The organism is Sphingopyxis sp. 10G20-10 (assembly GCF_057365075.1).
The window spans coordinates 2,057,730-2,080,632 of sequence record NZ_CP195117.1 but is presented as its reverse complement, the minus strand read 5'-3'; the positions used below and the strand labels follow the sequence as shown (position 1 = coordinate 2,080,632).

Sequence of the window (22,903 nt, the reverse complement as noted above, 5' to 3'; positions counted from 1 at the left end):
GGAAACATCAACATGCCCTTCGACAAATCGCGCCTGCCCAGCCGTCATGTTTCGCATGGCCCCTCGCGCGCGCCTCACCGCAGCTATTATTACGCCATGGGCTGGGACGAAGAAGCGATTGCCAAGCCTTTTGTGGGACTGGCGTCGGCTGGCAATGAATCGGCGCCGTGCAATACGACTCTGAATGCACAGGCCGACGTCGCGAAACAGGGCGTCATCGCTGGCGGAGGAACGCCGTTCCGGTTCAACACGATCACCGTGACCGATGGCATCGCGATGGGCCATCAGGGCATGAAATCCAGTCTGATCAGCCGCGAAGTGATCGCCGACTCGGTCGAGCTGAGCGTGCGCGGCCATTGTTACGACGCGCTTGTCGGCTTCGCTGGGTGTGACAAAAGCTTGCCCGGCATGATGATGGCGATGTTGCGGCTGAACGTCCCTTCGATCTTTGTATATGGCGGTTCGATCATGCCGGGGCGCTTTGACCAGAATGATGTCACCGTCGTCGATGTGTTTGAAGCAGTGGGTCAGCATGAAGCGGGCAATTGTCCGATCGAGCGGCTGACGGCGCTAGAAAAAGTGGCTTGCCCCGGACATGGGGCGTGCGGTGGACAATTTACCGCCAACACCATGGCCTGTGTGGGTGAAGCCATCGGACTGTCGCTCCCCAACAGCAATATGGCTCCGGCTCCGCTGGCGAGCCGCGCCGACATTGCCATTGCGGCTGGCGAGCAGGTGATGAAACTGATCGAAGCGAACATTCGCCCACGCGACATCTGTACCCCTGCGGCTTTCAAAAATGCGGCGCGGGTCGTGGCTGCCACTGGCGGATCGACCAATGCGGCGCTGCACTTGCCAGCCATGGCGCATGAATGCGGCATCGACCTCGACCTTTTCGACATCGCCGAAATGTTCAAGACCACGCCCTATATCGCCGATTTGAAACCCGGCGGGCGTTTTGTCGCCAAGGATATGTATGAAGCGGGCGGCGTTTACATGCTGATGAAAACGCTGCTCGAAGAAAATTTACTCGACGGCAATTGCATGACTGTGACGGGCAAGACGCTGGGCGAGAATATCGACGAGGTGACGTGGAACCCCGATCAGAAGGTCATCTATCCTGCGTCCAAACCGTTATCGCCAACAGGCGGAGTCGTGGGCCTGAAAGGGACATTGGCGCCCGACGGCGCGATTGTGAAGGTCGCGGGCATGGAACGGCTGAAATTCGCTGGGCCAGCGCAAGTATTTGATAGCGAAGAAGATTGTTTTGCGGCGGTTGAAGCGCGACAGGTCCGCGAAGGATCGGTCGTTGTCATCCGTTACGAAGGTCCAAAAGGCGGGCCGGGAATGCGCGAAATGCTGTCCACCACCGCTGCGCTTTATGGGCAAGGCATGGGCGAAAAGGTGGCGCTGATCACTGACGGGCGTTTTTCGGGCGGAACGCGCGGTTTCTGTATCGGACATGTCGGCCCCGAAGCCGCGGTTGGCGGCCCGATTGCGCTGATCGAGGAAGGCGATATGATCGTGATCGACGCTGTCGCGGGAACCATCGATCTGGATGTTGCGCCCGATGTTCTCGACACACGCCGAGCCGCCTGGACCGCGCGGGTACATGATTATCAGTCGGGTGCGATCTGGCGCTACGCCCAGAATGTCGGCGATGCGCGAACCGGGGCTGTGACCCATCCGGGGGCCGACGCCGAAACGCATATGTTCGCGGACATTTGACCTGATGCGTCGCATGGCCCTGACCCTGCTGCTGCTGGCTGGTGGATGCAGTTCGCAGCCCGACAATAGCGAGCTGGCCGCAACGGAGTCGCGGCAGGCGCGCGAGGCGGCCAATGCGGGCCGCATCGACTGTGCGTTGGAAAATGCCCCGCATTTCGACCGTACCTGTACCGTCGAGCAAATGACCAGTGACGGCCAATCGCTTCTGGTGGTTGGCCGTGCCGACGCCGGTTACCGCCGGTTGCTGATTACGAGTGACGGGCGCGGGGTCGTGTCGGCCGATGGCGCTGAGCAGGCAAAGGTGTCGATCCTTGATAATGGCATGATCGAGGTCCGCATCGGCACCGACCGGTACCGCCTGACAGCGAGGGTTGGAACCGCCAGCTGAATTGCACGATGAGGGGGCGACTTTTGCGTTGCAGATGCTAGGGCAACGCGATGCATGTCCCCGCCAATACCCCCATCCTGACCACCGCAGTGATGCGCGATGCAGAGCTTGAGGCTGTTGCAAAGGGGACTTCGCTTTCGGCGCTGATGGACCGGGCTGGCGCGGCTGTGGCCGATATGGCGTGGCGCATGGCGTGTGGTTCGCCGATTCTGGTTCTGGTTGGGCCGGGAAACAATGGCGGCGACGGCTATGTTGCGGCGCAGTTGCTAAGGTCACGCGGTGCCAATGTGCGGGTCGCGGCCTTGACGCCGCCGACAACCAAGCTGGCCAGCGCCGCCCGCGCGCAATGGTCGGGCGAGGTTGCGGCAATCGACGCGGATTTGCGCGGCGCTCCGGTCATAGTTGACGCTGTTTTCGGTATCGGGTTGTCGCGCCCCATCGCCGTCGAGCTTGCCAATATATTACAGCAGTTGCTCAACGCTAATTCGCGCGTGTTGGCGGTTGATGTGCCGAGCGGGGTCCATAGTGACGGTCAGGCCGACTGGGTTCCACCCTTACCCGCTGATGTGACGCTGGCGCTCGGCGCGCTGAAGCCCGCACATGTGGTTATGCCAACCGCGCCGCATTGCGGAGAGGTGCATGTCGCCTCGCTTGGCTTGGATGTTGCGCCGACCATGCACAGTTTGCCGAGCTGCGTCGCGGACGAGGTTGGAGTCACCGCCAACAAGTTCAGTCGTGGTATGGTGCTGGTTCGCGCTGGACAAATGGCGGGAGCGGCAGGACTGGCGGCTGGTGGTGCGATGCGGGCGGGCGCTGGCTATGTCGTGCTGAACGGTGCTGACAATGCTCCGATGGCCGCGATTATTGGCGAACCGGACGACGCCTTTGCCAGTCGTTTGGCGGACCATCGGCTGGGAGCTCTTGTCATCGGACCGGGCTATCACGCAGGGGATAGGCTCGACGCCGATATTGCAGCAGTGATCGAAGCGGGCAAGCCAGCGGTTTTTGACGCCGCTGCGATAGCGGCGGCGCTGCCGCATCTGACGGCAAATGCAGGCCATGCCGCCGTCATATTGACGCCCCATGAAGGCGAATTCACGCGCGCTTTTCCAGGATTGTCGGGAAGCAAGATTGATCGCGCCCGCGCCTCCGCCGATTTGGCGCAGGCGGTGGTAATCTATAAGGGTGCCGACACTATCATTGCCGCGCCAGACGGGCGGGTTGCTGCAGCTTGGCCCGGCAGTCCTTGGCTGGCTACGGCAGGCAGCGGCGATGTGCTGGCGGGCGCTTGCGGCGCGATGTTGGCGCGCGGGATGGATGCTTTTGAGGCGGCAGAGGCTGCTGTCGGCTGGCACATTGCGCGCGCCCGACAATGCGGGCCGGGGCTGGTCGCTGATGATTTGGTGGGATGACAGTTATGAGTGACGATAACGGCCTGATCGTGCGCATTGCGGCGCGCGGCGACGGGGTGAGTGCCGATGGCCGCTTTGCGGCTGGTGGCGTGCCGGGTGATCGGTTGAGTGAAGACGGCACGCTGATTGCCGGTCCCAATCGGGCCGATCCGCCGTGCCGCCATTTTGGCAAATGTGGTGGATGCCAGTTGCAGCATGTCGCCGAATCCGCGCTGGCTGATTATGTGCAAGACCGTGTGGCTGGGGCGCTAACCGGACAGCATTTGCCCAACGACATGGTGCTGTCGCCGCTTCTCAGCCCGCCGAACAGCCGACGCCGCGCCGCGCTGACGGCACTACGGACGGGCAAGCAGGTGGCAATCGGGTTTAACGCAGCGGCGAGCAATCAGATTGTCGACATGCGGATGTGCCCGCTTTTGCTGCCGTCGCTGTTTGCGGTGGTGGCGCCACTGCGCGCGTTGCTTGGCACCATTGCGGTGCAAAAGCGTCCGGTGAAGGTCAAGCTGCAACAGCTCGACCAAGGGGTCGAAATCATCCTTGAAGGCGTGCGTGCCGAGGGTCTTGATGCGGCCTTTGCGCTGCAGGATTTTGCTGGCGCAAACAGTTTGGCGCGGCTTGCCATTGATCAGGGCGGCGGGCTGGAAACCATCTGGCAGCCTGAGCCGCCAACGGTGCATTTCGGCGGGGTTCGCGTTGAAGTGCCTCCCTTTGCCTTTTTGCAGCCTACCGAAGTCGGGCAGGCTGCGCTCGTCGATGCGGTCAAGCGCGCGGTGGGGGATGCGGGGCCCATTGCCGATCTGTTCGCCGGCGTCGGAACCTTTGCCTTGTCGGTGCAGGACGGGCGAAAGGTCTATGCTGCCGAAGGTGCGCGCGATGCCGTGACGGCTCTGGCGCGCGCGGCGGGGCTGGCCCGCGCACTGGTCACGACCGAGCATCGTGACCTGTTTCGTCGCCCGTTGATTCCTGCCGAGCTTGATCGTTTTGGCGCGGTGATTATCGATCCGCCGCGCGCAGGTGCGGAGGAGCAGATCGTCGAGCTAGCCGCCTCGGCTGTTCCGGTGATCGCCTATGTCAGCTGCAATCCCGCGACCTTTGCGCGCGATGCCAAGCTGCTCATCGCCGGGGGCTATCGCCTCGATTGGGTGCAGCCCGTTGGCCAGTTCCGTTGGTCCACCCATGTGGAACTGGCCGCGCGCTTCAGTCGTTGAACGGCATCAGTGCAGCACGAAGCCGATAAAGGCGTGGATGCACAGCGCGAACAGCACCAGACTGCCCAAGGCGAAGATAAGAAAGCGGACCATCACGCGGTTGACGGTGACTTGCACCAAGCTGTGGACGATGCGCAGCGCGACATAGGCCCAGGCCAGAGATGTGTTGAGCCCGCCGCCCATGCCGCCAATCGCCAGAGCCAGTGCAACCGCATAGAAAACCGTTGGCTGCTCCATCAGGTGGTTATAATTATGTGCTTTCCACTGCACTTCTGGCGGTAGCACATCATCAAGGCTTTTGCCCGTTGTGCCGACCAGATTTTTGGCGTCGATCTTGGCGCGCTGCATGGCTGGAATGCGCGTGGCGTACATCCATAACCATATCAGCATCGACCAGAGTGCCAGCGTTGCGACTGGCCCCAAAATGGCATGACCTTCCATCGTCAATCTCCCAAAGTGGCGATGACCGCCAACAGGCTCAGCGCCATCAGGCACAGGCTAGACAGCAGGAAGATGGTAAAGCGCACCGGAATCCGGTTCACCGTCGCCTGCCAAATGCTGTGGACAATCCGCAGCACAACATAGGCCCAAGCCAGTCCGCGTGTCAGATCGGTAACGCCTCCCGACAGCGAGAGAAAAATGAGGACAGCATAAAAAAGCGTCGGTTGTTCCAGCAGATGCGTATAATTGTGCGATTTCCAGTTCACCGACGGCGGCAACGTCGCTTCCAGATCGATCCCGCGACCGCCCGGTGGCGCCTCTTTCAGGTCCATCCCCGCTTTTGCCATGGCCGGGAACCGCGTCGCGGCCATCCAGAACAACATGATCATCGTCCAAAGCGCGAGGACCGCGCCAGGTGCGAGCAAACTATTTGGCATATCCATACCCCTCCCATTCAATCGACCCATCAATGAGCCGACTATATGAAAGCGATGCTAGGGAATGAATTGCACAATGCAACGGGTGAAATCTTATCCGGCTTGCGCGTGGGCACATGCCGTTGCAGGCTGGTTCAGAACAGGTTGGTGACGCTAGCCGTGCGCCGCTCCGGCTCTGCCTCGCCAGTGTAGAGGCTGGCCATGGGTTCGTCGCTGACGACGTGGGTTTCCTCTGCGCCAAAGCCGTTGAACTTTGTACGCATCGCGCAGCCATAGGCGCCCAACATGCCGATTTCGATGAACTCGCCCGACTTTATATCGGCGGGCAGGAAAAAGGGACCGGCCATATGGTCGAGGTCGTCGCAGGTCGGGCCATAAAAGCTGAACGGCGCCATTTCGACAGCGCCGCCCTCATCGTCACGCAGTAGCGTCACCGGAAAGCGCCAGCCGACATGCGCGGCATCGAACAGCGCGCCATAGGCTCCGTCATTGATGTAAAGCTCGTCACCGCGGCGCTTTTCGACGCGAACGATCAGGCTGCTATATTCGGCGCACAGGGCGCGGCCCGGCTCGCACCACAGTTCTGCGGAATAGCTGATCGGCAGATTTTCAAAGGTGCGGTGGATGGTTTCAAAATAATCACGCAGCGGGGGTGGTTCCATGCCGGGATAGGTCGACGGAAAACCGCCACCGACGTCGACAATGTCGACCGTGACCGAGGCAGCGACGATGGCGGCGCGGACGCGTTCCATGGCGGCGGCATAGGCGTGCGGGGTCATCGCCTGGCTGCCGACGTGAAAGCAGATGCCGAGGGCGTCACTGGCCTGACGGGTGGCCATCAAAAGTTCCGCAACTTCTTCGGGTTCGGCCCCGAACTTGGCGGCGAGGCTGAGTTTGCTGTGGTCCGACGACACGCGCAGGCGGACAAGCAGGTTTAAATCCTCGGCACCTTCGGTGGCGCGGACGATTTTTTCCAGCTCTTCCATGGTGTCGAGCGAGAAGGTGCGCACGCCATATTTCCAATAGGCGTCCGAGATGGCTTCCTCGGCCTTGACCGGGTGCATGAAACACAGCGTTGCTTTGGGCAGGGTGCGCGAGACGAGCCGAACTTCGGCGATGGAGGCGACGTCATAATGGGTGACGCCCGAATCCCACAAGATGTGCAGCAAATCTTCAGACGGGTTCGCTTTAACGGCGTACAACGTCGTTCCGGGAAATAGTTCGACAAAGAAACGCGCCGCGCGCCGCGCCGCGTGGGGACGGACAAGCGTGACAGGTTCGACCGGCGATAGTGCCTTAATCAGCCCGTGGGCGCTGTGATGATTGTGCAACTCAAGGGACCCCCAAAACTAACGTGAAACATCGAAGCTGCCTTGCGGTTATTGGAAGTCCCCCTGGGGCAGCGGAGGGCGCATATATGTGGGTGGGTCCACCCTGTAAACCCCTAGCGGGGTAAAATTTGACGACGGTGACGCCTCAAGAAAGCCGTGATTTGAAGTCTTCGAAGGAAAAATCGCGGATTTTCTGCAGTGCATCAGTGTCGCTATCCCAAAGCCAGATGGACGGTAACGGCACGCCATTGAAGGTATTGGTCTTTACCATCGAATAATGCGCCTGATCCAGAAACGCGAAGCGCGTGCCAATGGTTGCACCGGCGGGCAGGCGGTAATTGCCGATAACATCGCCCGCGAGGCAGGATGGACCGCCGAGCCGCGTTGCCGCGCCTTCGCTTTCTTCGCCCAGCATGGCGGGACGATAGGGGGCTTCGATAACGTCAGGCATGTGGCAAGTGGCGCTGATGTCGGTAATCGCTAGCGGCATCCCATTGTCGAACAGGTCAAGAATTTCGCCGACGAGGATGCCGGCATCGAGTGCCACCGCTTCGCCGGGTTCGATCATCACCTCGCAGCCGGTGCTTTCGCGGACATTGGCCAGGAAAGAGATCAAGTCATCGACCTGATAGTCGGCGCGGGTGACATGATGGCCGCCGCCAAAATTAATCCATTTCAGTTGAGGGAAATAGGGCCGCAATATCGGTTCAATGGCGCCCCAAGTCCGCTCAAGCGGCGGGAAATCTTGTTCGCATAGGCTGTGCATGTGGATGCCGTCGATGCCCTCCATATGCTGGGGGCCAAGCTGACCAACCGGAAAGCCAAGGCGGCTGTGCGGTGCGGCGGGGTCATATTTGGCGACCTCCCCCTCGCTATGTTGCGGATTGATGCGCAGACCGACGTCGAAAGCCTGACCCGCCGCGCGCGATTCGGCAAGAATTGGCGCAAAGCGGACGTGCTGTCCCGGCGAATTGAAAATCAGATGGTCGGACAGCGCGCAGATCTGCGGCAAATCTTCGGCCTTGTAGCCCGCACAATAGGTGGCGACCTCGCCTCCATATTCTTCACGGCCCAAGCGCGCCTCATATAGCCCCGAAGCGCAGACGCCGTCGAGATATTCGGCAACAGTGGGACCCAGCGACCACATCGAAAAGGCCTTGAGCGCCGCCAGCACCTTGGCACCCGACGCATCACCGATGTGACGCAGGACAGCCAGATTGGCGCGGACCTTCGCCGCGTCGACGACAAAGGCCGGCGACGGAACGCGGTTAAGGTCGAAGCGGGCAAAGGCCCCGGGATCGCCGGCTTTGGTTTCCATAATGTCTGCCTCGTGATTAAGCCCCCCCCTCAGGGGAGGGGTTGGGGTGGGGGTGTCGGCCTTGCGTCAGGTCGAATGTCCCACCCCGCTGCGACTAGGCAGCAAGCTGCCTAGTCTCGCTGCCCCTCCCCTGAAGGAGAGGAGGAGAAGCTTTAAAAATCAAGCGGCCCATCCAGTTCTTTCACCTGCCAGGGCAAGCCATGCTTGTTCAACATATCCATGAAGGGGTCGGGGTCCATTTGTTCCATGTTGAACACGCCTTTGCCCGCCCATTGGCCGGTGATCATCATTGCAGCGCCGATCATCGCGGGGACGCCGGTGGTGTAGCTGACGGCCTGATTGCCGGTTTCGGCATAGGCGTCTTCATGGTCGCAGATGTTATTGAGATAGAGCGTTTTTTCCCTGCCGTCCTTGCCCAGACCGGTGGCGATGACTCCGATGTTGGTTTTGCCCTTTGTGGTTTCGCCCAGGCTGGAGGGTTCGGGGAGCACCGCCTTCAGGAATTGCAGCGGGACGATTTCGCGGCCTTCGTACATCACCGGATCGATCCGCGTCATGCCGACATTCTGAAGCACATTGAGGTGGGTGATATAGGCCTCGCCAAAGGTCATCCAGAAGCGGATACGCTGAATTTCTGGGAGGTGGGTTTTGAGGCTTTCAATCTCCTCATGGTACATGAGGTACATGGTTTTGGGGCCGACCTCGTCGAAATCAAATTGCTGTTTGACCGACATGGCGGGGGTTTCGACCCATGCGCCCTTTTCCCAGTGGCGCGCGACCGCGGTGACTTCGCGGATGTTGATTTCGGGATTGAAGTTGGTGGCGAAATGCTGGCCATGATCGCCGCCGTTGCAATCGAGAATGTCCAGCGTGTCGATACGGTCGAAATGATGTTTTTTGAGCCACGTCGAAAAGACGCTGGTGACGCCGGGATCAAATCCTGATCCCAGCAGTGCCATCAGGCCCGCGTCCTTGAACCGGTCTTGATAGGCCCATTGCCAATGATATTCGAACTTCGCCTGATCGCGCGGTTCGTAATTGGCGGTGTCCATATAATGGGCGCCGGTCGCAAGGCAGGCATCCATGATGGTGAGATCCTGATAGGGCAGGGCGAGGTTGACGACATGCGTAGCGCCGACCTGACGGATCAGGGCGGCGGTGGCTTCGCTATCGTCGGCGTCGACCTGTGCGGTCGCTATGGTGACGCCGGTGCGCGCCTTGACCGATTCGGCGACCTCATCGCATTTGAAGCGGCGGCGGCTGGCGAGGGTGATGTCGGGGAAGATGTCGCTGTTCATCGCCATCTTGTGAACCGCTACCGACCCGACGCCGCCGGCGCCAATCACCAAAATCTTGCTCATCAAATTCTCCTGTCGCCGGATTGACCGGCTTGCCTTGTCTGACTGGCCCTATAGGACGTTGGCATGGCGGAACAAACCCCCGATGCCTTTATGGACCCCACCCGCGCGCCCACCTTGTCAGGCGTAGAACGCGCCGCTGCCAAGATCGCTGCGCTGTTGCCGCCCACACCCTTGTTGCCGATGGAGGTCGATGGGGTGACGATCTGGTGCAAGGGCGAATGCCTGCAACCGGTCGGTGCCTTCAAGATTCGCGGCGCGTGGAACCGGCTGACCGACCTGACGCCCGAACAGGCGGCGGCGGGAGTGGTTGGCGTGTCGAGCGGCAACCATGCACAGGGCGTCGCGTGGGCTGCGAAGCGGCTGGGCATCAAGGCGATCATCGTTATGCCCAGCAACGCGCCCGCGATGAAGCTGGCCGCGACGCGTGCGCTGGGTGCCGAGGTCGTGCTGTATGACCGGGTGAGTGAGTCGCGCGACGCGGTGGCGGCGAAGCTGATTGCGGAGCGCGGCGGGACGCTGGTCCATGCCTATGGCGACCCGTGGATTATCGAGGGGCAGGGGAGCGTCGGGATCGAGGTGCGCGACCAGATGCGCGCGCGCGGGATCGACGGACCGACACAGATTGTCGCCTGTTGCGGCGGCGGCGGGCTGTCGGCGGGGCTGGCGCTGGCCTGTCCCGATGCTGAAGTGATCGCGGTCGAGCCCGAAGGGTGGGACGATGTGGCGCGGTCGTTAGCGGCGGGTGAGATATTGGCGGTTGAGGATATGGCTTACCCGACCGAATGTGACGCATTGCAGACACCGCAGACATGGCCCATCAACTTTGCGGTGTTGCAGGCACGCGGGGTGCGCGGGGTCGTGGTAACGAAGGGTGAGGTGCGCCATGCGATGCGGGTTGCGTTTGAGCGGCTGCATCTGGTCGTGGAGCCGGGCGGCGCGGCGGCGTTGGCGGCGGTGCTGGCGGGGAAGGTCGAATTGGGGCAAGCTACACTCGTGACGCTGTCGGGTGGCAATGTCGACCCACAGCTTTATGCCGAAATTCTGGCTGGTTAAGAGGCTATACGGATATTTTTCGGGTGCGATGCGTTGAACAGGCAGAGGAGAATGGCGATGAAGAATGAGATGATGTTGATGAGCGCTGCTGCGCTGATGCTATTGACCGGTTGTGAAAAGGCCGAGGCGCCCGCGCCTTCCGATACGACGATGACCGAGGTTCCAGTCGAGAGCGTTGCACCGAGCGATAGCGCGCACCGCTTTGCAAGCTGGGCTGGCAAGTGGACGGGCGTCGAAGGGATGTATGTGACCATCACCCCCGCCGGACCGGGCGAATATGCGCTGGAGATGCAGTCGGACCTCGATACCAAGGGCAATTATGTCGGAAGCGATAGCGAACATGGCATCCAGTTCGAACGCGGCGGCGAAGCCCTGTCGCTGACCCGTGCAAGCGGGGACGAGATTGGCCTTAAATATCTGGCGGGCAAGACCGAATGTTTGAAGGTCAAAGACGGCGAAGGTTATTGCCGCGATTGATTGAACTGGAGGGGCGGGGAATGAGCGAAATCATAAGGGCGGGCGCGGGTGATTTTCCGGCGGTAGAGGAAACGCTGAGCCAGGCGTTTCAGGACGATCCCGCGCTATCGTGGATATTGCCCGACGCAGAGCATCGCGCGCGGGCGCTGCGCGGGTTGTTCCGGACGCTGGTTCCCACCGATGCCCGTGTAGGTTTGGTGATGCACTCAGCGGGTGACGAAGCGGCGACGCTGTGGCGTGCACCGGGCAAAGCCCATGGCGGGACGGTCGAGTTTCTGGCGACGGTTCTGCCGTTGATCGGCGTGTTCCGCACCGCCCTTCTGCGCGGGCTGACGGTGCAAAACAGCATCGACGCCCATCGGCCCAAGACGCCCTTTTGGTATCTCCACTATGTCGGCGTGCGCCCCGCGCATCAGGGCAAGGGACATGGCGGTCGGATCATCCGCGCGCAAACGGCGGTCGCCGATAGTGAAGGGCTGCCCTGCTGGCTGGAAACGGCGACGGCGACGAATGTGCCGCTGTATGAGCGACTGGGCTTTGTCACGCAGGTCGAGTGGGATGTAAAAGGCGGCGGGCCGCATTTCTGGGGGATGATGCGAGCGGCTAGTTAGCGCAAGCGCCCTAGCTTTCGAATCCCACGAACCGCACCGTTTCCTCGACACTTTTGCGGTTGGAGACCACGGCGTTGGCCGGAAAATCCTCGTCGGGCCAGCCCATTGCGACGCAGATCATGATGACCTGATCGTCGGGGATATGCGCATGTTCGCGCACAACGGGGCTTTGCATGATGCCCTGACTGTTGATGACGCAACCGAGGCCACGGGACCAAGCTGCGTTGACGAGCGCGTTGGTGACAGCACCGCAGTCAAAGGGGGCAATATCGCTGCCGAGCAGCACGCGGTCATAGGTTACGACGATGCTGACCGGCGCATCGAACTGGCGGAATCCGCGCAGCACCCAATCCTGCCGTGCATCCTTGTCCTCGCGGACGATGCCCATGGCACCGAAAAGCTGTTTGGCGATTTCAATCTGGCGACCGCGATGTTCGTCGGGAACCTTGGTGAAGGTGCGAAATTCGCGGCTGTCGGGCTGGCCGGCCAAAATGCCGTCGGTATTGCCTTGGCGGATCGCATCAAGCGGTGCGCCGGTGACGACCGAGAAGTTCCAGCATTGGTTGTTGAAGGACGAGGGCGCACGCATCGCGATCTCGATCACTTCGGCGACCAGATCCTGTGGGACGGGTTTGTCCAGAAAGCCACGAATGGAGCGCCGTCCGAGAACGACCTCGTCAAAACCGTTTGTTTGCGTCACGCGGCTTTACGCAGCTCCAGCTCCAGCCGGCCCCAGATCTCGGTGAGCGCCTGTGTCAGCTCGCTCATCATCGCTTCGCTGTGTGTCGGTCCGGGGGTGAAGCGCAGCCGTTCGGTGCCGCGCGGCACGGTGGGATAATTGATCGGCTGAACATAGACGCCATATTCGGCGAGCAAAATGTCGCTGATTTTCTTGGCGCGCACCGGATCGCCGACCATCAGCGGGACAATGTGGGTGGTCGAGTCCATCACCGGAAGCCCCGCATCGCGAAAACTTTGCTTGAGGAAAGCGGCAGAGGCCTGCTGCGCGTCACGCTCGACACTCGAGGATTTGAGATGGCGGACGCTGGCGAGGACACCGGCGGCGAGCACCGGCGACAAGCTGGTGGTGAAGATAAAGCCGGGGGCATAGCTACGGATGACGTCGATGATATTCTTGTCGGCCGAAATATAGCCGCCCATGACGCCGAACGCTTTGCCCAGCGTCCCTTCGATGATGGTGATGCGATCAGCGGCTTCGTCGCGGTCCGAAATGCCGCCGCCGCGCGGGCCATACATGCCGACGGCATGGACTTCGTCGCAATAGGTCAGCGCATTATATTTTTCGGCCAGATCGCAAATCGCGTGAAGCGGAGCGACGTCGCCGTCCATCGAATAGACGCTTTCAAAAGCGATCAGCTTGGCGACATCGGGATCGTCGGCGGCCAGCATTTCCTCAAGATGTGCGAGGTCATTGTGGCGCCAGATGCGCTTTTCACAACCCGAGTTGCGGATGCCCGCAATCATCGAGGCATGGTTGAGCTCGTCCGAATAAATGATGCAGCCGGGCAGCAATTTGCCGAGCGTACCGAGTGTCGCTTCGTTCGAAATATAGCCCGAGGTAAAGAGCAGCGCGCCCTCTTTGCCGTGGAGGTCGGCCAGTTCTTCCTCAAGCTGGATATGAAAATGGGTGTTGCCGCCAATGTTGCGCGTGCCGCCCGATCCGGCACCGACGCTGTGCAACGCCTCTTCCATCGCCTCGACCACTTTGGGATGCTGGCCCATCGACAGATAATCGTTCGAGCACCAGACGGTAATCGGCTTCGGCCCGTTATGGCCGGCAAAGCAGCGTGCATTGGGGAAAGATCCGCGATTGCGCAATATATCGATGAAGACGCGATAGCGTCCTTCCTCGTGCAAGCGGTCAATCGCTCGGGCGAAAATATCATTATAGTTCACGTTCAGCCCCGCATGGTCGGCGTGCGTCAGCCCTTCCGGCGACGTTCTGGGGCGGCTTTAGCGTTGAAAATGGCTGAAATCCAGTGAGAACGATTCGCAACTTGCCGTCAGATCGTGTCGATGCTGGCAATTCCGAACGGGAGGAGCGCGCTGAGCGGTGGTGGAGCACGGTCTGGGCTGGACGTGAAAACGGCCTGACCTGCGGGTGGAGCAGACGGCCATTGCTGCCCTTCGGTCAGGTGCGCGATGCGGCGGGCGATGCCTTCGGCTCCGTCGATCAGGTGGACTTCAGGGCCGAATTTTGTCTGAAGTTCCGGGAGCAACAGCGGGAAATGGGTGCAGGCGAGGACAACGACGTCGATGGCGTCGCCCTGCGGCTGATTGGTCAGGCCCGCAACGGCATTGGCGATGATGCTGTCATCGACGGGGTCACCGCGCAATTTGGCCTCTGCCGCAGCGACGAGGGCGTTGCTGCCATGCCGGAGGACGATTTTCTCGGTGGCGAAACGCGCACTCAGATCATCGACATAAGGTTGGCGCACCGTCGCTTCGGTGCCGAGCACGCCGATGACGCCGCTGCGGGTGAGCGACGCGGCGGGCTTGATGGCAGGCACGGTACCGACAATCGGCAGGTCGAGCGCGGCGCGGACATGGGTGAGGGCAATTGTCGAGGCGGTGTTGCACGCGATGACGGCAAGGCGCGGCTGAAAACGCTCGACCAATCGACCGAGCAGCGCAGGGACGCGCGCCGCCAGTTCGGCTTCACTTTTTGCGCCATAGGGCAGTCCGGCATAATCGGCGGCATAGATGATCGGGGCATGGGGGAGGAGTGCGCGCGTCGGCCCCAGAACGGTCAGCCCGCCCAACCCGCTGTCAAAAAAGAGCAGCGGCGCGTTCGCGGTATCAGGGGCGTGAGATGGGTCCATATCGGATGAGGCGATAGGCCATTTGGCGACGATGCGGCAAGCGCGGCGTTGACCCTCGGGCGTGATTGGCTTCAAAAGGCAGGTCATGAAGCGGAGTCGGTTCCGCCGCACAAGGGAGTGACGATAATGGGAACCATCGCTTTGATCGTCATGGGCTATTTGCTCGGCTCCATCCCCTTTGGCATAATATTGACGCGATTGTTCGGGGTGGGTGATTTGCGCCAGATCGGGTCGGGCAGCATTGGCGCGACCAATGTGCTGCGCACCGGCCGCAAAGGGTTGGCCGCAGCGACCGTGCTGTTCGATGGGGGCAAGGGGGCTATGGCTGTCTGGCTTGCGTGGACGTTGGCACCGCAGCTTGGTGCGGGTGGTGCGATGGCCGCCGGAGCCGCCGCAATGATTGGTCATTGCTATCCCGTATGGCTGAAATTCCGGGGCGGGAAGGGGGTCGCGACCTTGTTGGGCCTGGTGCTGGCGCTGGCTTGGCCGATTGGCCTGATTTTTGCCATTGTGTGGCTCGGCACTGTGGCCTTGGTCCGGATATCCTCGCTTGGCGGCATGGCGGCGGCGGTGGCGGCACCGATTGCTGCGCTGGCGCTGGGACATACGACTTACGCCTCCGGATTGGCCTTGCTGGCACTGCTCGTCCTGTGGCGGCATCGCGATAATATCATACGTCTGCGTGCGGGCACCGAACCACGAATAGGCGGGAAGAAGGACCGTCTTGCGTGAATTCTGCTGAACGGCTGGCGCGGCTGCGACTGATCCGCACGGCGCATGTTGGCCCCGTAAGCTGGCATCAGCTGATGCAGCGATTTGGTTCGGGCGTGGCGGCGCTCGAGGCACTGCCCGATCTGGTGCTACGCGGCGGCGCGGGCAAGGTTCGCATCGCTCCCGCCGATGTCGCCGAGCGCGAGATGGAGCGCATCGCGGCGCTGGGCGCGCGGCATATATTCAGCGACGAGGAGGCCTATTCGCCGCTGTTACGCGCGGTCGATGGCGCCCCGCCCGTAATCATCGTGCGCGGCGACACCGCGATGCTGCGGCGTCCCTGTGTGGCGATTGTCGGCGCGCGCAACGCCTCTGCGGCGGCGTGTCGCTTTGCGCGCCAGATGGCCGCAGACCTGACGGCGCGCGATGTCACCGTGGTCAGCGGATTGGCGCGCGGGGTCGATACGGCGGCGCATGTCGGCGCGCTGGGCGGGGCGACGGCCGCGGTGATTGCCAGCGGCATTGATATTGCGTTCCCGACCGAAAATGCCGCCTTGCAGGAAAAAATTGCAACGGATCAGTTGCTGATCGCCGAGCAACCACCGGGGACCGAGCCGTTGGCGCGGCATTTTCCATCGCGCAACCGGATTATTGCGGGGCTGACGCAAGGAACGCTGGTGATCGAGGCAGCGCCCAAATCGGGGTCGCTGATCACCGCGCGCCGCGCCGGAGATTTTGGGCGCGAGGTGATGGCGGTGCCGGGATCGCCGCTCGACCCGCGTGCGCAGGGCGCCAACTTGCTGATCCGCGAGGGCGCGACGCTGATCCAGACCGTCGATGATGTGATGGAAGCGGTCGGGCCGATTGATGTGCGGATGCTGCGCGAACCTGTCAGCAGCTATGCGGCCGATCCAGTGGATGGGGCCGATGACGGCGACCGGCGCGCGTTACTGGACCTGCTCGGGCCGACTCCGGTAATTGTCGACGAGCTGGTTCGCCAGTCGGGCTGTACGTCGGCGACAGTTCAGCTGATTCTGCTGGAGCTGGAACTGGCAGGGCGGATTGAGCGCCATGCCGGAGCGAAAGTTTCGCTGGTGTAGTGGGGTGAGAATGCAGTGGACAACGAGCGCCCGCGCCGCATCTTGTCCGCCAATTTTAACGGGCGACAGTTGCTGATAAAAATGCCGCTTGACGGAATTAGGACTATCCCGCCACCCTCGCATGTGTATGTGAGAGCCGGTTTTAGGGAAAATGTGAATGCAATTAGTCATCGTGGAATCGCCTGCAAAGGCGAAGACTATCGAGAAATATCTGGGGCGCGATTTCAAGGTTTTGGCAAGCTATGGCCATGTCCGCGATTTGCCGCCCAAGGATGGGTCGGTCGATCCCGACGACGGCTTTGCCATGCAGTGGCAGACCTATCCCGACAAGACCAAGCGGATGAAGGAAATTTCGGACGCAGCGAAGACAGCCGACCGCCTGATCCTCGCGACTGACCCTGATCGTGAGGGTGAGGCGATCAGTTGGCATGTGCAGGAATTGCTGCGCAGCAAAAAGGCGCTGCCGACCAGTGTTGACCGGGTGACGTTTAACGCGATCACCAAGGATGCGGTGCTGACCGCGATGGCGCATCCGCGTGCGCTCGACGAGGATTTGATCGACGCCTATCGCGCCCGCCGCGCGCTTGACTATCTGGTTGGATTCACGCTGTCTCCTGTGCTTTGGCGCAAATTGCCGGGAGCCAAATCGGCGGGGCGTGTGCAGTCGGTGACGCTGCGCATGATCGTCGAGCGCGAGCGCGAGATCGAGGCTTTTGTTGCGCAACAATATTGGTCGATTACGGGCTTGTTCGAGATGAGCGGGACGCCGTTCAAGGCGCGGTTGGCCCGATGGCGCGGCGACAAGATTGAACGGCTGACGATTACCAACGAGGCAGATGCGCGCGCCGCCGAGGCTGACGTCAAAGCGGGCAACTTTACCGTCGATCTGGTCGAGACCAAACCGCTGACGCGCAACCCTCCGCCGCCCTTTACGACATCGACATTGCAGCAAGAGGCGGCGCGCAAACTCGGTTTTTCGGCCAGCCATACGATGCGTATCGCGCAGGGCCTGTATGAAGATGGCGCGATCACTTATATGCGAACCGATGGGGTTCAGATGGACGGCAGCGCGATCAGCGCGGCGCGTAAAGCGATCGCGAACCGCTATGACGGCGGCTATGTCCCCGACAAGCCGCGCCAATATCAGACCAAGGCCAAAAACGCGCAGGAAGCGCATGAAGCGATCCGGCCGACCGATTTTTCAAAGGACAAGGCAGGCAGCGGCGATCATGCCCGGCTCTATGAGCTTATCTGGAAACGCGCGATGGCGAGCCAGATGGCGTCGGCGCGGCTGGAGCGCACGAGCATCGACCTGACCGACGGCACCGGCAAGACGATGCTGCGCGCCAGCGGACAGGTGGTGAAATTCCCCGGCTTCCTCGCGCTCTATGACGAAGGCCGCGACGAGGCCTCTGATGATGATGATGCACGTTTGCTGCCCGCGATGGCCAAGGGCGATGCGCCTGCCAAGACCGGGATTGAGGTCGAAAGTCACGAGACGCAGCCGCCGCCGCGCTATTCGGAGGCAAGCCTTGTCAAAAAGATGGAGGAGCTGGGGGTCGGACGTCCGTCGACCTATGCGTCGATCCTGCAGGTTCTGAAGGACCGTGCCTATGTGACAGTCGAGAAGAACCGCTTTTCTCCCGAAGAAAGTGGGCGGTTGCTGACCGCTTTCCTCGAACGCTTTTTCACCCGTTATGTGCAATATGATTTCACCGCCGGGCTGGAAGAAGAGCTGGACGATGTGTCGGGCGGGCGCGCGCAATGGCAGGCGGTGCTTGATGCCTTTTGGCGCGATTTCAAGCCGCGCACCAATGAGGTGATGGAGCAAAAGCCGAGTGAGATTACCGCGGTGCTCGACGAGTTTCTGGGCAATTATCTGTTCCCCGACAAAGGCGACGGCAGCGACCCGCGGCTGTGCCCCAATTGCGGCAATGGCAAGCTGGCACTGCGTGGCGGCAAGTTCGGGCCGTTTATCGCGTGCAGCAACTATCCCGACTGCAAATTCACCCGCAAATTCGCGCAGCCCGGCGGCAATGGCGACGCCGACACCGGCCCTGAAGTCATGGGCAAAGACCCTGTGAGCGGCGAAGAGGTCAGCAAGCGCAACGGTCGCTTTGGTCCCTATGTGCAGATGGGCGAGGGCAAGGAAGCGAAACGCTCGTCCATTCCCAAGGACATTGCCGAAGAGGATTTCGACCTCGATTATGCGCTGCGGCTGCTGAGCCTGCCGCGTGAGGTGGGGAACCACCCCGAAAGCGGCAATATGATCGTCGCGGGGCTGGGGCGCTATGGACCCTATCTGCTCCACGATGGCAAATATGCCAAGCTGACCGGCACCGCCGAGATTTTCGACATCGGCATGAATGCCGCGGTGGTGCGGATTGCCGAAGCGGCAGCCAACGGCGGACGCGGCGCGCGCGCCAAGGCCGAACCGCTCAAAACCTTTGGCGTTCACCCGACCAGCGGTGGCGAGATGAAGCTGATGGCGGGGCGTTATGGCCCCTATGTCACCGACGGCACCACCAACGCGACGCTGCCCAAAACGGTCGAGCAAGAGGCGCTGACCGAAGAACAGGCCATCGAACTGATCGACGCCCGCGCGGCCAAGGGGCCGGCGAAGGGCAAGAAGAAAGCGGCGCCAAAAAAGAAGGCACCCGCGAAGAAGAAGGCTCCGGCCAAGAAGGCTGCTGACTGACGCGGAGAGTGAACGCCATATTCGTTGCGGAAAGAGTATGTTAGGGTGTCGCACAGGAGGTAGATGATGCGCACCTTTATTACAGCTTTGCTTTTCGTGATTTCGGCTGTTGCGGTTCCGGTCGCAGCACAGCAACCGGGCGAGCTTGTTTCGGCCGATCCTGTTGTCGATACGCCGCCAGGGATGCAGGCGTGGAAGGTCCGGTACTGGACCACAACAGAAGATGGGCTTTCACAAGACGTCACGGGCATGGTCGTCGCCCCGCGAGAGGCGATGCCTCCAAAACCGCGCCGCGTCATCGCCTGGGCGCATGGGACATCGGGCGTCGTTGAAAAATGCGCGCTGTCGACCAACCCGCTGTTTTTTGATGAAACACCGGGGCTCGCACAGGCGATCCGCGAGGGTTATGTCGTTGTCGCGCCAGATTATCCCGGGCTGGGTTCGTCAGTGCCGCACCCCTATTTGGTGGGTCAGGACACAGCGCATTCGGTGCTCGATGCGGTGCGCGCAGCGCGCGGAATTACGGGCGCTGCAGCGGGCAACCGATTTGCCGTGTGGGGCGAATCGCAGGGGGGGCATGCCGCGTTGTGGACGGCCATTGCCGCACGATCCTATGCTCCCGATCTGACGCTTGTCGGAACCGCAGCGGCCGCGCCGCCGACCGACCTTGCCGCCAATATGAACAAGGCGAGCGATCCCAACGTTCGTGCGATGATGATGGCGTTCACCCTCTATAGCTGGTCCCAGCGTTTCGGCTTTTCGCTCGACGGTGTGATCAACCGCATCAATCAAGGCGTTGTGCGTCGGCTGGCGCAGAATAATTGCATCGAAATCGGCAAGACACCGAAGCTCGGGACAATATTGGGTATCGTGTCGGTGCGTAACGCATTGAAGGGCAAGGATCTGGGACGGATCGCGCCTTGGGCGGCGACAATGCGCGCGAATAGCGTCAATCCGGCGCGCGTTCCGGGTCCCTTGTTAATCGCGCAGGCGGGCGAGGACCCGCTTGTCGCACCGGCGGTAACCAGAAACTTTGCCAAGGCGGTGTGCCGCCGCCACACGCCGCTGCGCTGGATTGACTTGCCGGGCGGCGATCATGCCCATACGGCGCGTGATAGCGCGGTAGAGACGCTGGCGTGGATCGGCGCGCGCTTCGATGGAGCGGCGCCGCCGAATGATTGTCGGCGGCTTTAGGGTTCAGGACTGACGCGCGTCTTCACTCCACCCAGTCGAGCCCCATGTCGCGATAGACGCTGCGGTCTTCGTCCCAGTTCGCTTTCACTTTGACGTGTAGGAACAAATGGACCTTTCGCCCTAGTAATTCGGCGAGTTCGGCGCGGGATTTGCTGCCGATTTCCTTGATGCGCCCGCCCTTGTGACCAAGGATGATCGCGCGCTGATTGTCGCGGGCGACGAGGATTTGCTGGTGAATTTCGGCGCTGCCATCCTTGCGGGTGGTGAATTTCTCCGTCTCGACCGTCGATTGATAGGGCAGCTCTTCATTGAGTTGGCGATAGAGTTGTTCGCGCGTAATTTCGGCGGCGAGGATGCGTTCGGGGGCGTTGCTGACTTCATCTTCGGGGAAGTGCCAGTTCCCTTCCGGCATCAGCGCCGACAAGCTTGTTTTAAGTTCGGCGACGCCATCGCCGCTGCTGGCCGAGATAAAGAAGGTTTCGGCAAAATCACCGCGCGCGTTGAGTTCGGTGGCGATGGTGAGCAGCTTGTCCTTCTTGGTCAGGTCGACCTTGTTGAGAATGAGAAATTTCTTCTCGGGTCGTCCGGCAATGCCCGACAGCACCCGCTCGACACGCTCACCGACTTTGGCGGCGGCATCGATCATGACCAAAATGGCTTCGGCCTCGTCAAGGCTGTTCCACGCCGTCGCCACCATCGCGCGGTCAAGGCGGCGGGTGGGGGCGAAGATGCCGGGGGTGTCGATCAGGATGATCTGCGTCTCGCCGTCCATCGCAACCCCCATCAACCGCGTGCGCGTGGTTTGTGCCTTGGGGCTGACGATCGCTACCTTTTGGCCGACCAGTGCATTGACGAGGGTCGACTTGCCCGCATTGGGCGCGCCGACAACGGCGACAAAGCCGCAACGATGGGTCATGGGTTTTCCTTGGCTAGCTGCGCTAGAAGCGCAGTGGCAGCGGCCTTTTCAGCGGCCTGTTTGGAGGAGCCTTCGCCGCTGGCTTCGGCAAGCGTGCCGATGCTGACGGTGATGCGGAAATGGGGGGCGTGGTCGGGGCCTTCGCGTGCGGCGATGCGATATTCGGGCGGACGGCGTTTGCGCGCCAACGCCCATTCCTGAAGCGCCGCCTTGGGGTGTTTTGGGGCTTCGACCTGTCCCTCGATCATAGCGCCCCAATGTTGAAGGATGAAGGCGCGGGCGGCAGCTTCGCCCTGATCGAGATAGAGCGCGCCAATCAGCGCCTCGATCACATCGGCGGCAATATTGTCGCTATAGCGCCCGCCGTCATTGCGCGCCTGACTGCCGAAGGTGACATAGGCGGTGAGGTCGAGATCCTGCGCGATCCGGGCGCAGGTTTCACCCGATGCGAGGGCGTGAAGGCGCGAGGACATGTCCCCCTCTGTCGCTTCGGGAAAACGCGCGAATAATTCCGACGCGATGACCAGCCCCAGAATGCGGTCACCCAGAAACTCCAGCCGTTGATAGTCGGTCCGCCCGCTGCTGCCGTGGGTCAGCGCCTCGTGGTAAAGTGCCAGATTGCTGGCCGGAGCGCCGGTGATGGCTTTTATGGTGTCGGCAGAGGGCCGGTCGGTCAAAAACCTTCCCCGATGCGGCTCCACCGGGCGGCGGTGAACCAACTGATGGGGTTGAGCCAGCTGGCCGATCCATCAGTGGAGAACATGCCGACGAGAGCATGGCCGACCAGATTCTTTTCGGGCACCAGTCCGATGCCCTCGTTCTCGACGGCGGGAAAGCGGCTGTCGGCGCTGCGGTCGCGATTATCACCCATCAGGAACAAATGCCCGTCGGGCACAACCACCAGCGGCGTATTGTCTTTTTCCTGTTGGATGATGTCGAGCACCGCATAGGATTTCCCGTTGGGCAGCGTTTCCCTGAACTGCTTATAGCGGCACTGGCGCTGACCATTGGGCGCGATCTCTTCAAACCGCATGGCATAGCAAGGCAGTGTTCCCTCTGTGCGGGCGGTGTCGATCATGTTTTGCGTCACCGGAATGACAAAATCGGCCATGGGAACGCGCTTGACCGCTTTGCCATTCAACCAGACGACGCCGTCGCGCACTTGCACGCTGTCGCCGGGAAGGCCGATGACGCGCTTGATATAATCATTGTCGTTGACCGGCGGCGCCTTGAACACCACGACATCGCCGCGTTCGGGCGTGCGGGCGAAAATGCGACCGGGGATCAGCGGCACGCTGAACGGAAGGCTGAATTTCGAATAGCCATAGGCCATTTTGTTGACGAGCAGATAGTCGCCGATCAGCAGGCGCGGTTGCATCGATTCCGATGGAATGTTGAACGGCGATAAAAAGAAGCTGCGAAAGATGAATACGCCAATGGCCAGCAACACGAGGAAGCGGGCTGTGTCGACGGCTTCTTCGCGGGCAGAGAGGGGGGCAGGGGCGGGCGAAGGCGCCGGCGGCGTGCTCTGTGCGTCGGGTGCGGACGCATCGCTGGGGAGGGTGGCATCGGTCATGGCGCGGCATTGGCGACGAATTGGTCTATACGTCAAGAGAATATCGGCGAATGCGGCTGGTGCGGCGACGGCCCATCGCCTAAACCGCCATCGATTTTTG

Annotated in this window: 22 protein-coding genes; 11 read left to right on the top strand and 11 right to left on the bottom strand. The window is 61.4% G+C overall.

The genetic code is table 11. The features are described from left to right. The first annotated feature begins 6 nt into the window (after window positions 1–6). From ilvD to ACR3XE_RS10140, 4 genes are read left to right on the top strand one after another with little or no spacing between them, the layout of a single operon-like run. A complete protein-coding gene (gene ilvD, locus ACR3XE_RS10155; RefSeq protein WP_473700310.1) occupies window positions 7–1,728 on the top strand; it encodes a dihydroxy-acid dehydratase in 1,722 nt (573 codons plus the stop codon). Between the two features lie 13 nt (window positions 1,729–1,741). Next, the gene (locus ACR3XE_RS10150) at window positions 1,742–2,116 is read left to right on the top strand and encodes a hypothetical protein (protein WP_486185703.1); all 375 of its coding nucleotides are present in this window, start codon (window positions 1,742–1,744) and stop codon (window positions 2,114–2,116) included. A gap of 50 nt (window positions 2,117–2,166) precedes the next feature. Then, window positions 2,167–3,528 carry an NAD(P)H-hydrate epimerase gene (locus ACR3XE_RS10145; protein ID WP_473697769.1) on the top strand — a complete coding sequence of 454 codons (1,362 nt, stop codon included), beginning with the start codon at window positions 2,167–2,169 and terminating at the stop codon, window positions 3,526–3,528. Between the two features lie 5 nt (window positions 3,529–3,533). Further along, a complete protein-coding gene (locus tag ACR3XE_RS10140; RefSeq protein WP_473697770.1) occupies window positions 3,534–4,736 on the top strand; it encodes a class I SAM-dependent RNA methyltransferase in 1,203 nt (400 codons plus the stop codon). Between the two features lie 6 nt (window positions 4,737–4,742). Here ACR3XE_RS10140 and ACR3XE_RS10135 read toward each other — a convergent pair whose 3' ends face one another. The 5 genes from ACR3XE_RS10135 to ACR3XE_RS10115 all read right to left on the bottom strand — a co-directional run bounded on the left by ACR3XE_RS10135 (window position 4,743) and on the right by ACR3XE_RS10115 (window position 9,624). Beyond that, the gene (locus ACR3XE_RS10135; protein ID WP_473697771.1) at window positions 4,743–5,177 is read right to left on the bottom strand and encodes an MAPEG family protein; all 435 of its coding nucleotides are present in this window, start codon (window positions 5,175–5,177) and stop codon (window positions 4,743–4,745) included. 2 nt (window positions 5,178–5,179) lie between these two features. After that, on the bottom strand, window positions 5,180–5,614 hold the full coding sequence (locus ACR3XE_RS10130; protein ID WP_473697772.1) for an MAPEG family protein: 435 nt from the start codon (window positions 5,612–5,614) through the stop codon (window positions 5,180–5,182). A gap of 134 nt (window positions 5,615–5,748) precedes the next feature. Beyond that, window positions 5,749–6,945, bottom strand: a complete 1,197-nt coding sequence (locus tag ACR3XE_RS10125) for a type III PLP-dependent enzyme (protein ID WP_473697773.1) — start codon at window positions 6,943–6,945, stop codon at window positions 5,749–5,751. Between the two features lie 145 nt (window positions 6,946–7,090). Then, complete coding sequence (locus ACR3XE_RS10120; protein ID WP_473697774.1) at window positions 7,091–8,263, bottom strand: carboxynorspermidine decarboxylase; 1,173 nt, start codon at window positions 8,261–8,263, stop codon at window positions 7,091–7,093. Between the two features lie 152 nt (window positions 8,264–8,415). Then, window positions 8,416–9,624: a saccharopine dehydrogenase family protein gene (locus tag ACR3XE_RS10115; protein ID WP_473697775.1), complete on the bottom strand. Its 1,209-nt coding sequence runs from the start codon at window positions 9,622–9,624 to the stop codon at window positions 8,416–8,418. Between the two features lie 63 nt (window positions 9,625–9,687). Between ACR3XE_RS10115 and ACR3XE_RS10110 the strand changes: the two genes are divergently transcribed. The 3 genes from ACR3XE_RS10110 to ACR3XE_RS10100 are packed head-to-tail and all read left to right on the top strand — an operon-like array spanning window position 9,688 to window position 11,765. Further along, window positions 9,688–10,677: a threonine ammonia-lyase gene (locus tag ACR3XE_RS10110; protein WP_473697776.1), complete on the top strand. Its 990-nt coding sequence runs from the start codon at window positions 9,688–9,690 to the stop codon at window positions 10,675–10,677. 57 nt (window positions 10,678–10,734) lie between these two features. Continuing rightward, window positions 10,735–11,154: a hypothetical protein gene (locus ACR3XE_RS10105; RefSeq protein ID WP_473697777.1), complete on the top strand. Its 420-nt coding sequence runs from the start codon at window positions 10,735–10,737 to the stop codon at window positions 11,152–11,154. Window positions 11,155–11,174: 20 nt separating this feature from the next. After that, window positions 11,175–11,765 carry a GNAT family N-acetyltransferase gene (locus ACR3XE_RS10100; protein WP_473697778.1) on the top strand — a complete coding sequence of 197 codons (591 nt, stop codon included), beginning with the start codon at window positions 11,175–11,177 and terminating at the stop codon, window positions 11,763–11,765. Between the two features lie 10 nt (window positions 11,766–11,775). Here the strand turns inward: ACR3XE_RS10100 and ACR3XE_RS10095 are convergent, their stop codons facing one another. From ACR3XE_RS10095 to murI, 3 genes are all read right to left on the bottom strand, one after another. Then, window positions 11,776–12,465: a nitroreductase gene (locus ACR3XE_RS10095; protein ID WP_473697779.1), complete on the bottom strand. Its 690-nt coding sequence runs from the start codon at window positions 12,463–12,465 to the stop codon at window positions 11,776–11,778. After that, window positions 12,462–13,682, bottom strand: coding sequence for a 5-aminolevulinate synthase (gene hemA, locus ACR3XE_RS10090; RefSeq protein ID WP_473697780.1), 1,221 nt, complete (start codon window positions 13,680–13,682; stop codon window positions 12,462–12,464). The genes ACR3XE_RS10095 and hemA overlap by 4 nt, the downstream gene beginning before the upstream one ends. 107 nt (window positions 13,683–13,789) lie before the next feature. Then, window positions 13,790–14,608, bottom strand: a complete 819-nt coding sequence (murI, locus tag ACR3XE_RS10085; RefSeq protein WP_486186022.1) for a glutamate racemase — start codon at window positions 14,606–14,608, stop codon at window positions 13,790–13,792. A gap of 126 nt (window positions 14,609–14,734) precedes the next feature. Between murI and plsY the strand changes: the two genes are divergently transcribed. The 4 genes from plsY to ACR3XE_RS10065 all read left to right on the top strand — a co-directional run bounded on the left by plsY (window position 14,735) and on the right by ACR3XE_RS10065 (window position 20,311). Further along, complete coding sequence (plsY, locus tag ACR3XE_RS10080; RefSeq protein WP_473697782.1) at window positions 14,735–15,340, top strand: glycerol-3-phosphate 1-O-acyltransferase PlsY; 606 nt, start codon at window positions 14,735–14,737, stop codon at window positions 15,338–15,340. Next, complete coding sequence (gene dprA, locus ACR3XE_RS10075) at window positions 15,337–16,419, top strand: DNA-processing protein DprA (protein ID WP_473697783.1); 1,083 nt, start codon at window positions 15,337–15,339, stop codon at window positions 16,417–16,419. The genes plsY and dprA overlap by 4 nt, the downstream gene beginning before the upstream one ends. A gap of 157 nt (window positions 16,420–16,576) precedes the next feature. Then, window positions 16,577–19,117 (top strand): type I DNA topoisomerase, encoded by a 2,541-nt coding sequence (gene topA / locus ACR3XE_RS10070; RefSeq protein WP_486185702.1) that lies wholly within the window; start codon window positions 16,577–16,579, stop codon window positions 19,115–19,117. A gap of 63 nt (window positions 19,118–19,180) precedes the next feature. Further along, entirely contained in the window at window positions 19,181–20,311 is a 1,131-nt protein-coding gene (locus ACR3XE_RS10065; RefSeq protein ID WP_486185701.1) for an alpha/beta fold hydrolase, read from the top strand. A 22-nt stretch (window positions 20,312–20,333) separates the two neighbouring features. On the opposite strand, the gene era is transcribed toward ACR3XE_RS10065, so the two are convergent. From era to lepB, 3 genes are read right to left on the bottom strand one after another with little or no spacing between them, the layout of a single operon-like run. After that, a complete protein-coding gene (gene era, locus ACR3XE_RS10060; protein WP_473697784.1) occupies window positions 20,334–21,227 on the bottom strand; it encodes a GTPase Era in 894 nt (297 codons plus the stop codon). Next, the gene (gene rnc, locus ACR3XE_RS10055) at window positions 21,224–21,904 is read right to left on the bottom strand and encodes a ribonuclease III (RefSeq protein WP_473697785.1); all 681 of its coding nucleotides are present in this window, start codon (window positions 21,902–21,904) and stop codon (window positions 21,224–21,226) included. The genes era and rnc overlap by 4 nt, the downstream gene beginning before the upstream one ends. Beyond that, window positions 21,901–22,803 (bottom strand): signal peptidase I, encoded by a 903-nt coding sequence (gene lepB, locus ACR3XE_RS10050; protein ID WP_473697786.1) that lies wholly within the window; start codon window positions 22,801–22,803, stop codon window positions 21,901–21,903. The genes rnc and lepB overlap by 4 nt, the downstream gene beginning before the upstream one ends. Between the last annotated feature and the right edge of the window lie 100 nt (window positions 22,804–22,903).

Coding starts and splice junctions, on each gene's coding strand:
- topA (WP_486185702.1), top strand. CDS start 16,577: ATGCAATTAGTCATCGTGGAATCGCCTGCAAAGGCGAAGACTATCGAG.
- ACR3XE_RS10135 (WP_473697771.1), bottom strand. CDS start 5,177: ATGGAAGGTCATGCCATTTTGGGGCCAGTCGCAACGCTGGCACTCTGG.
- ACR3XE_RS10065 (WP_486185701.1), top strand. CDS start 19,181: ATGATGCGCACCTTTATTACAGCTTTGCTTTTCGTGATTTCGGCTGTT.
- ACR3XE_RS10110 (WP_473697776.1), top strand. CDS start 9,688: ATGGCGGAACAAACCCCCGATGCCTTTATGGACCCCACCCGCGCGCCC.
- era (WP_473697784.1), bottom strand. CDS start 21,227: ATGACCCATCGTTGCGGCTTTGTCGCCGTTGTCGGCGCGCCCAATGCG.
- ACR3XE_RS10150 (WP_486185703.1), top strand. CDS start 1,742: ATGGCCCTGACCCTGCTGCTGCTGGCTGGTGGATGCAGTTCGCAGCCC.
- ACR3XE_RS10115 (WP_473697775.1), bottom strand. CDS start 9,624: ATGAGCAAGATTTTGGTGATTGGCGCCGGCGGCGTCGGGTCGGTAGCG.
- ACR3XE_RS10130 (WP_473697772.1), bottom strand. CDS start 5,614: ATGCCAAATAGTTTGCTCGCACCTGGCGCGGTCCTCGCGCTTTGGACG.
- murI (WP_486186022.1), bottom strand. CDS start 14,608: ATGGACCCATCTCACGCCCCTGATACCGCGAACGCGCCGCTGCTCTTT.
- ACR3XE_RS10105 (WP_473697777.1), top strand. CDS start 10,735: ATGAAGAATGAGATGATGTTGATGAGCGCTGCTGCGCTGATGCTATTG.
- ACR3XE_RS10140 (WP_473697770.1), top strand. CDS start 3,534: ATGAGTGACGATAACGGCCTGATCGTGCGCATTGCGGCGCGCGGCGAC.
- ACR3XE_RS10145 (WP_473697769.1), top strand. CDS start 2,167: ATGCATGTCCCCGCCAATACCCCCATCCTGACCACCGCAGTGATGCGC.
- lepB (WP_473697786.1), bottom strand. CDS start 22,803: ATGACCGATGCCACCCTCCCCAGCGATGCGTCCGCACCCGACGCACAG.
- ACR3XE_RS10120 (WP_473697774.1), bottom strand. CDS start 8,263: ATGGAAACCAAAGCCGGCGATCCCGGGGCCTTTGCCCGCTTCGACCTT.
- ACR3XE_RS10100 (WP_473697778.1), top strand. CDS start 11,175: ATGAGCGAAATCATAAGGGCGGGCGCGGGTGATTTTCCGGCGGTAGAG.
- plsY (WP_473697782.1), top strand. CDS start 14,735: ATGGGAACCATCGCTTTGATCGTCATGGGCTATTTGCTCGGCTCCATC.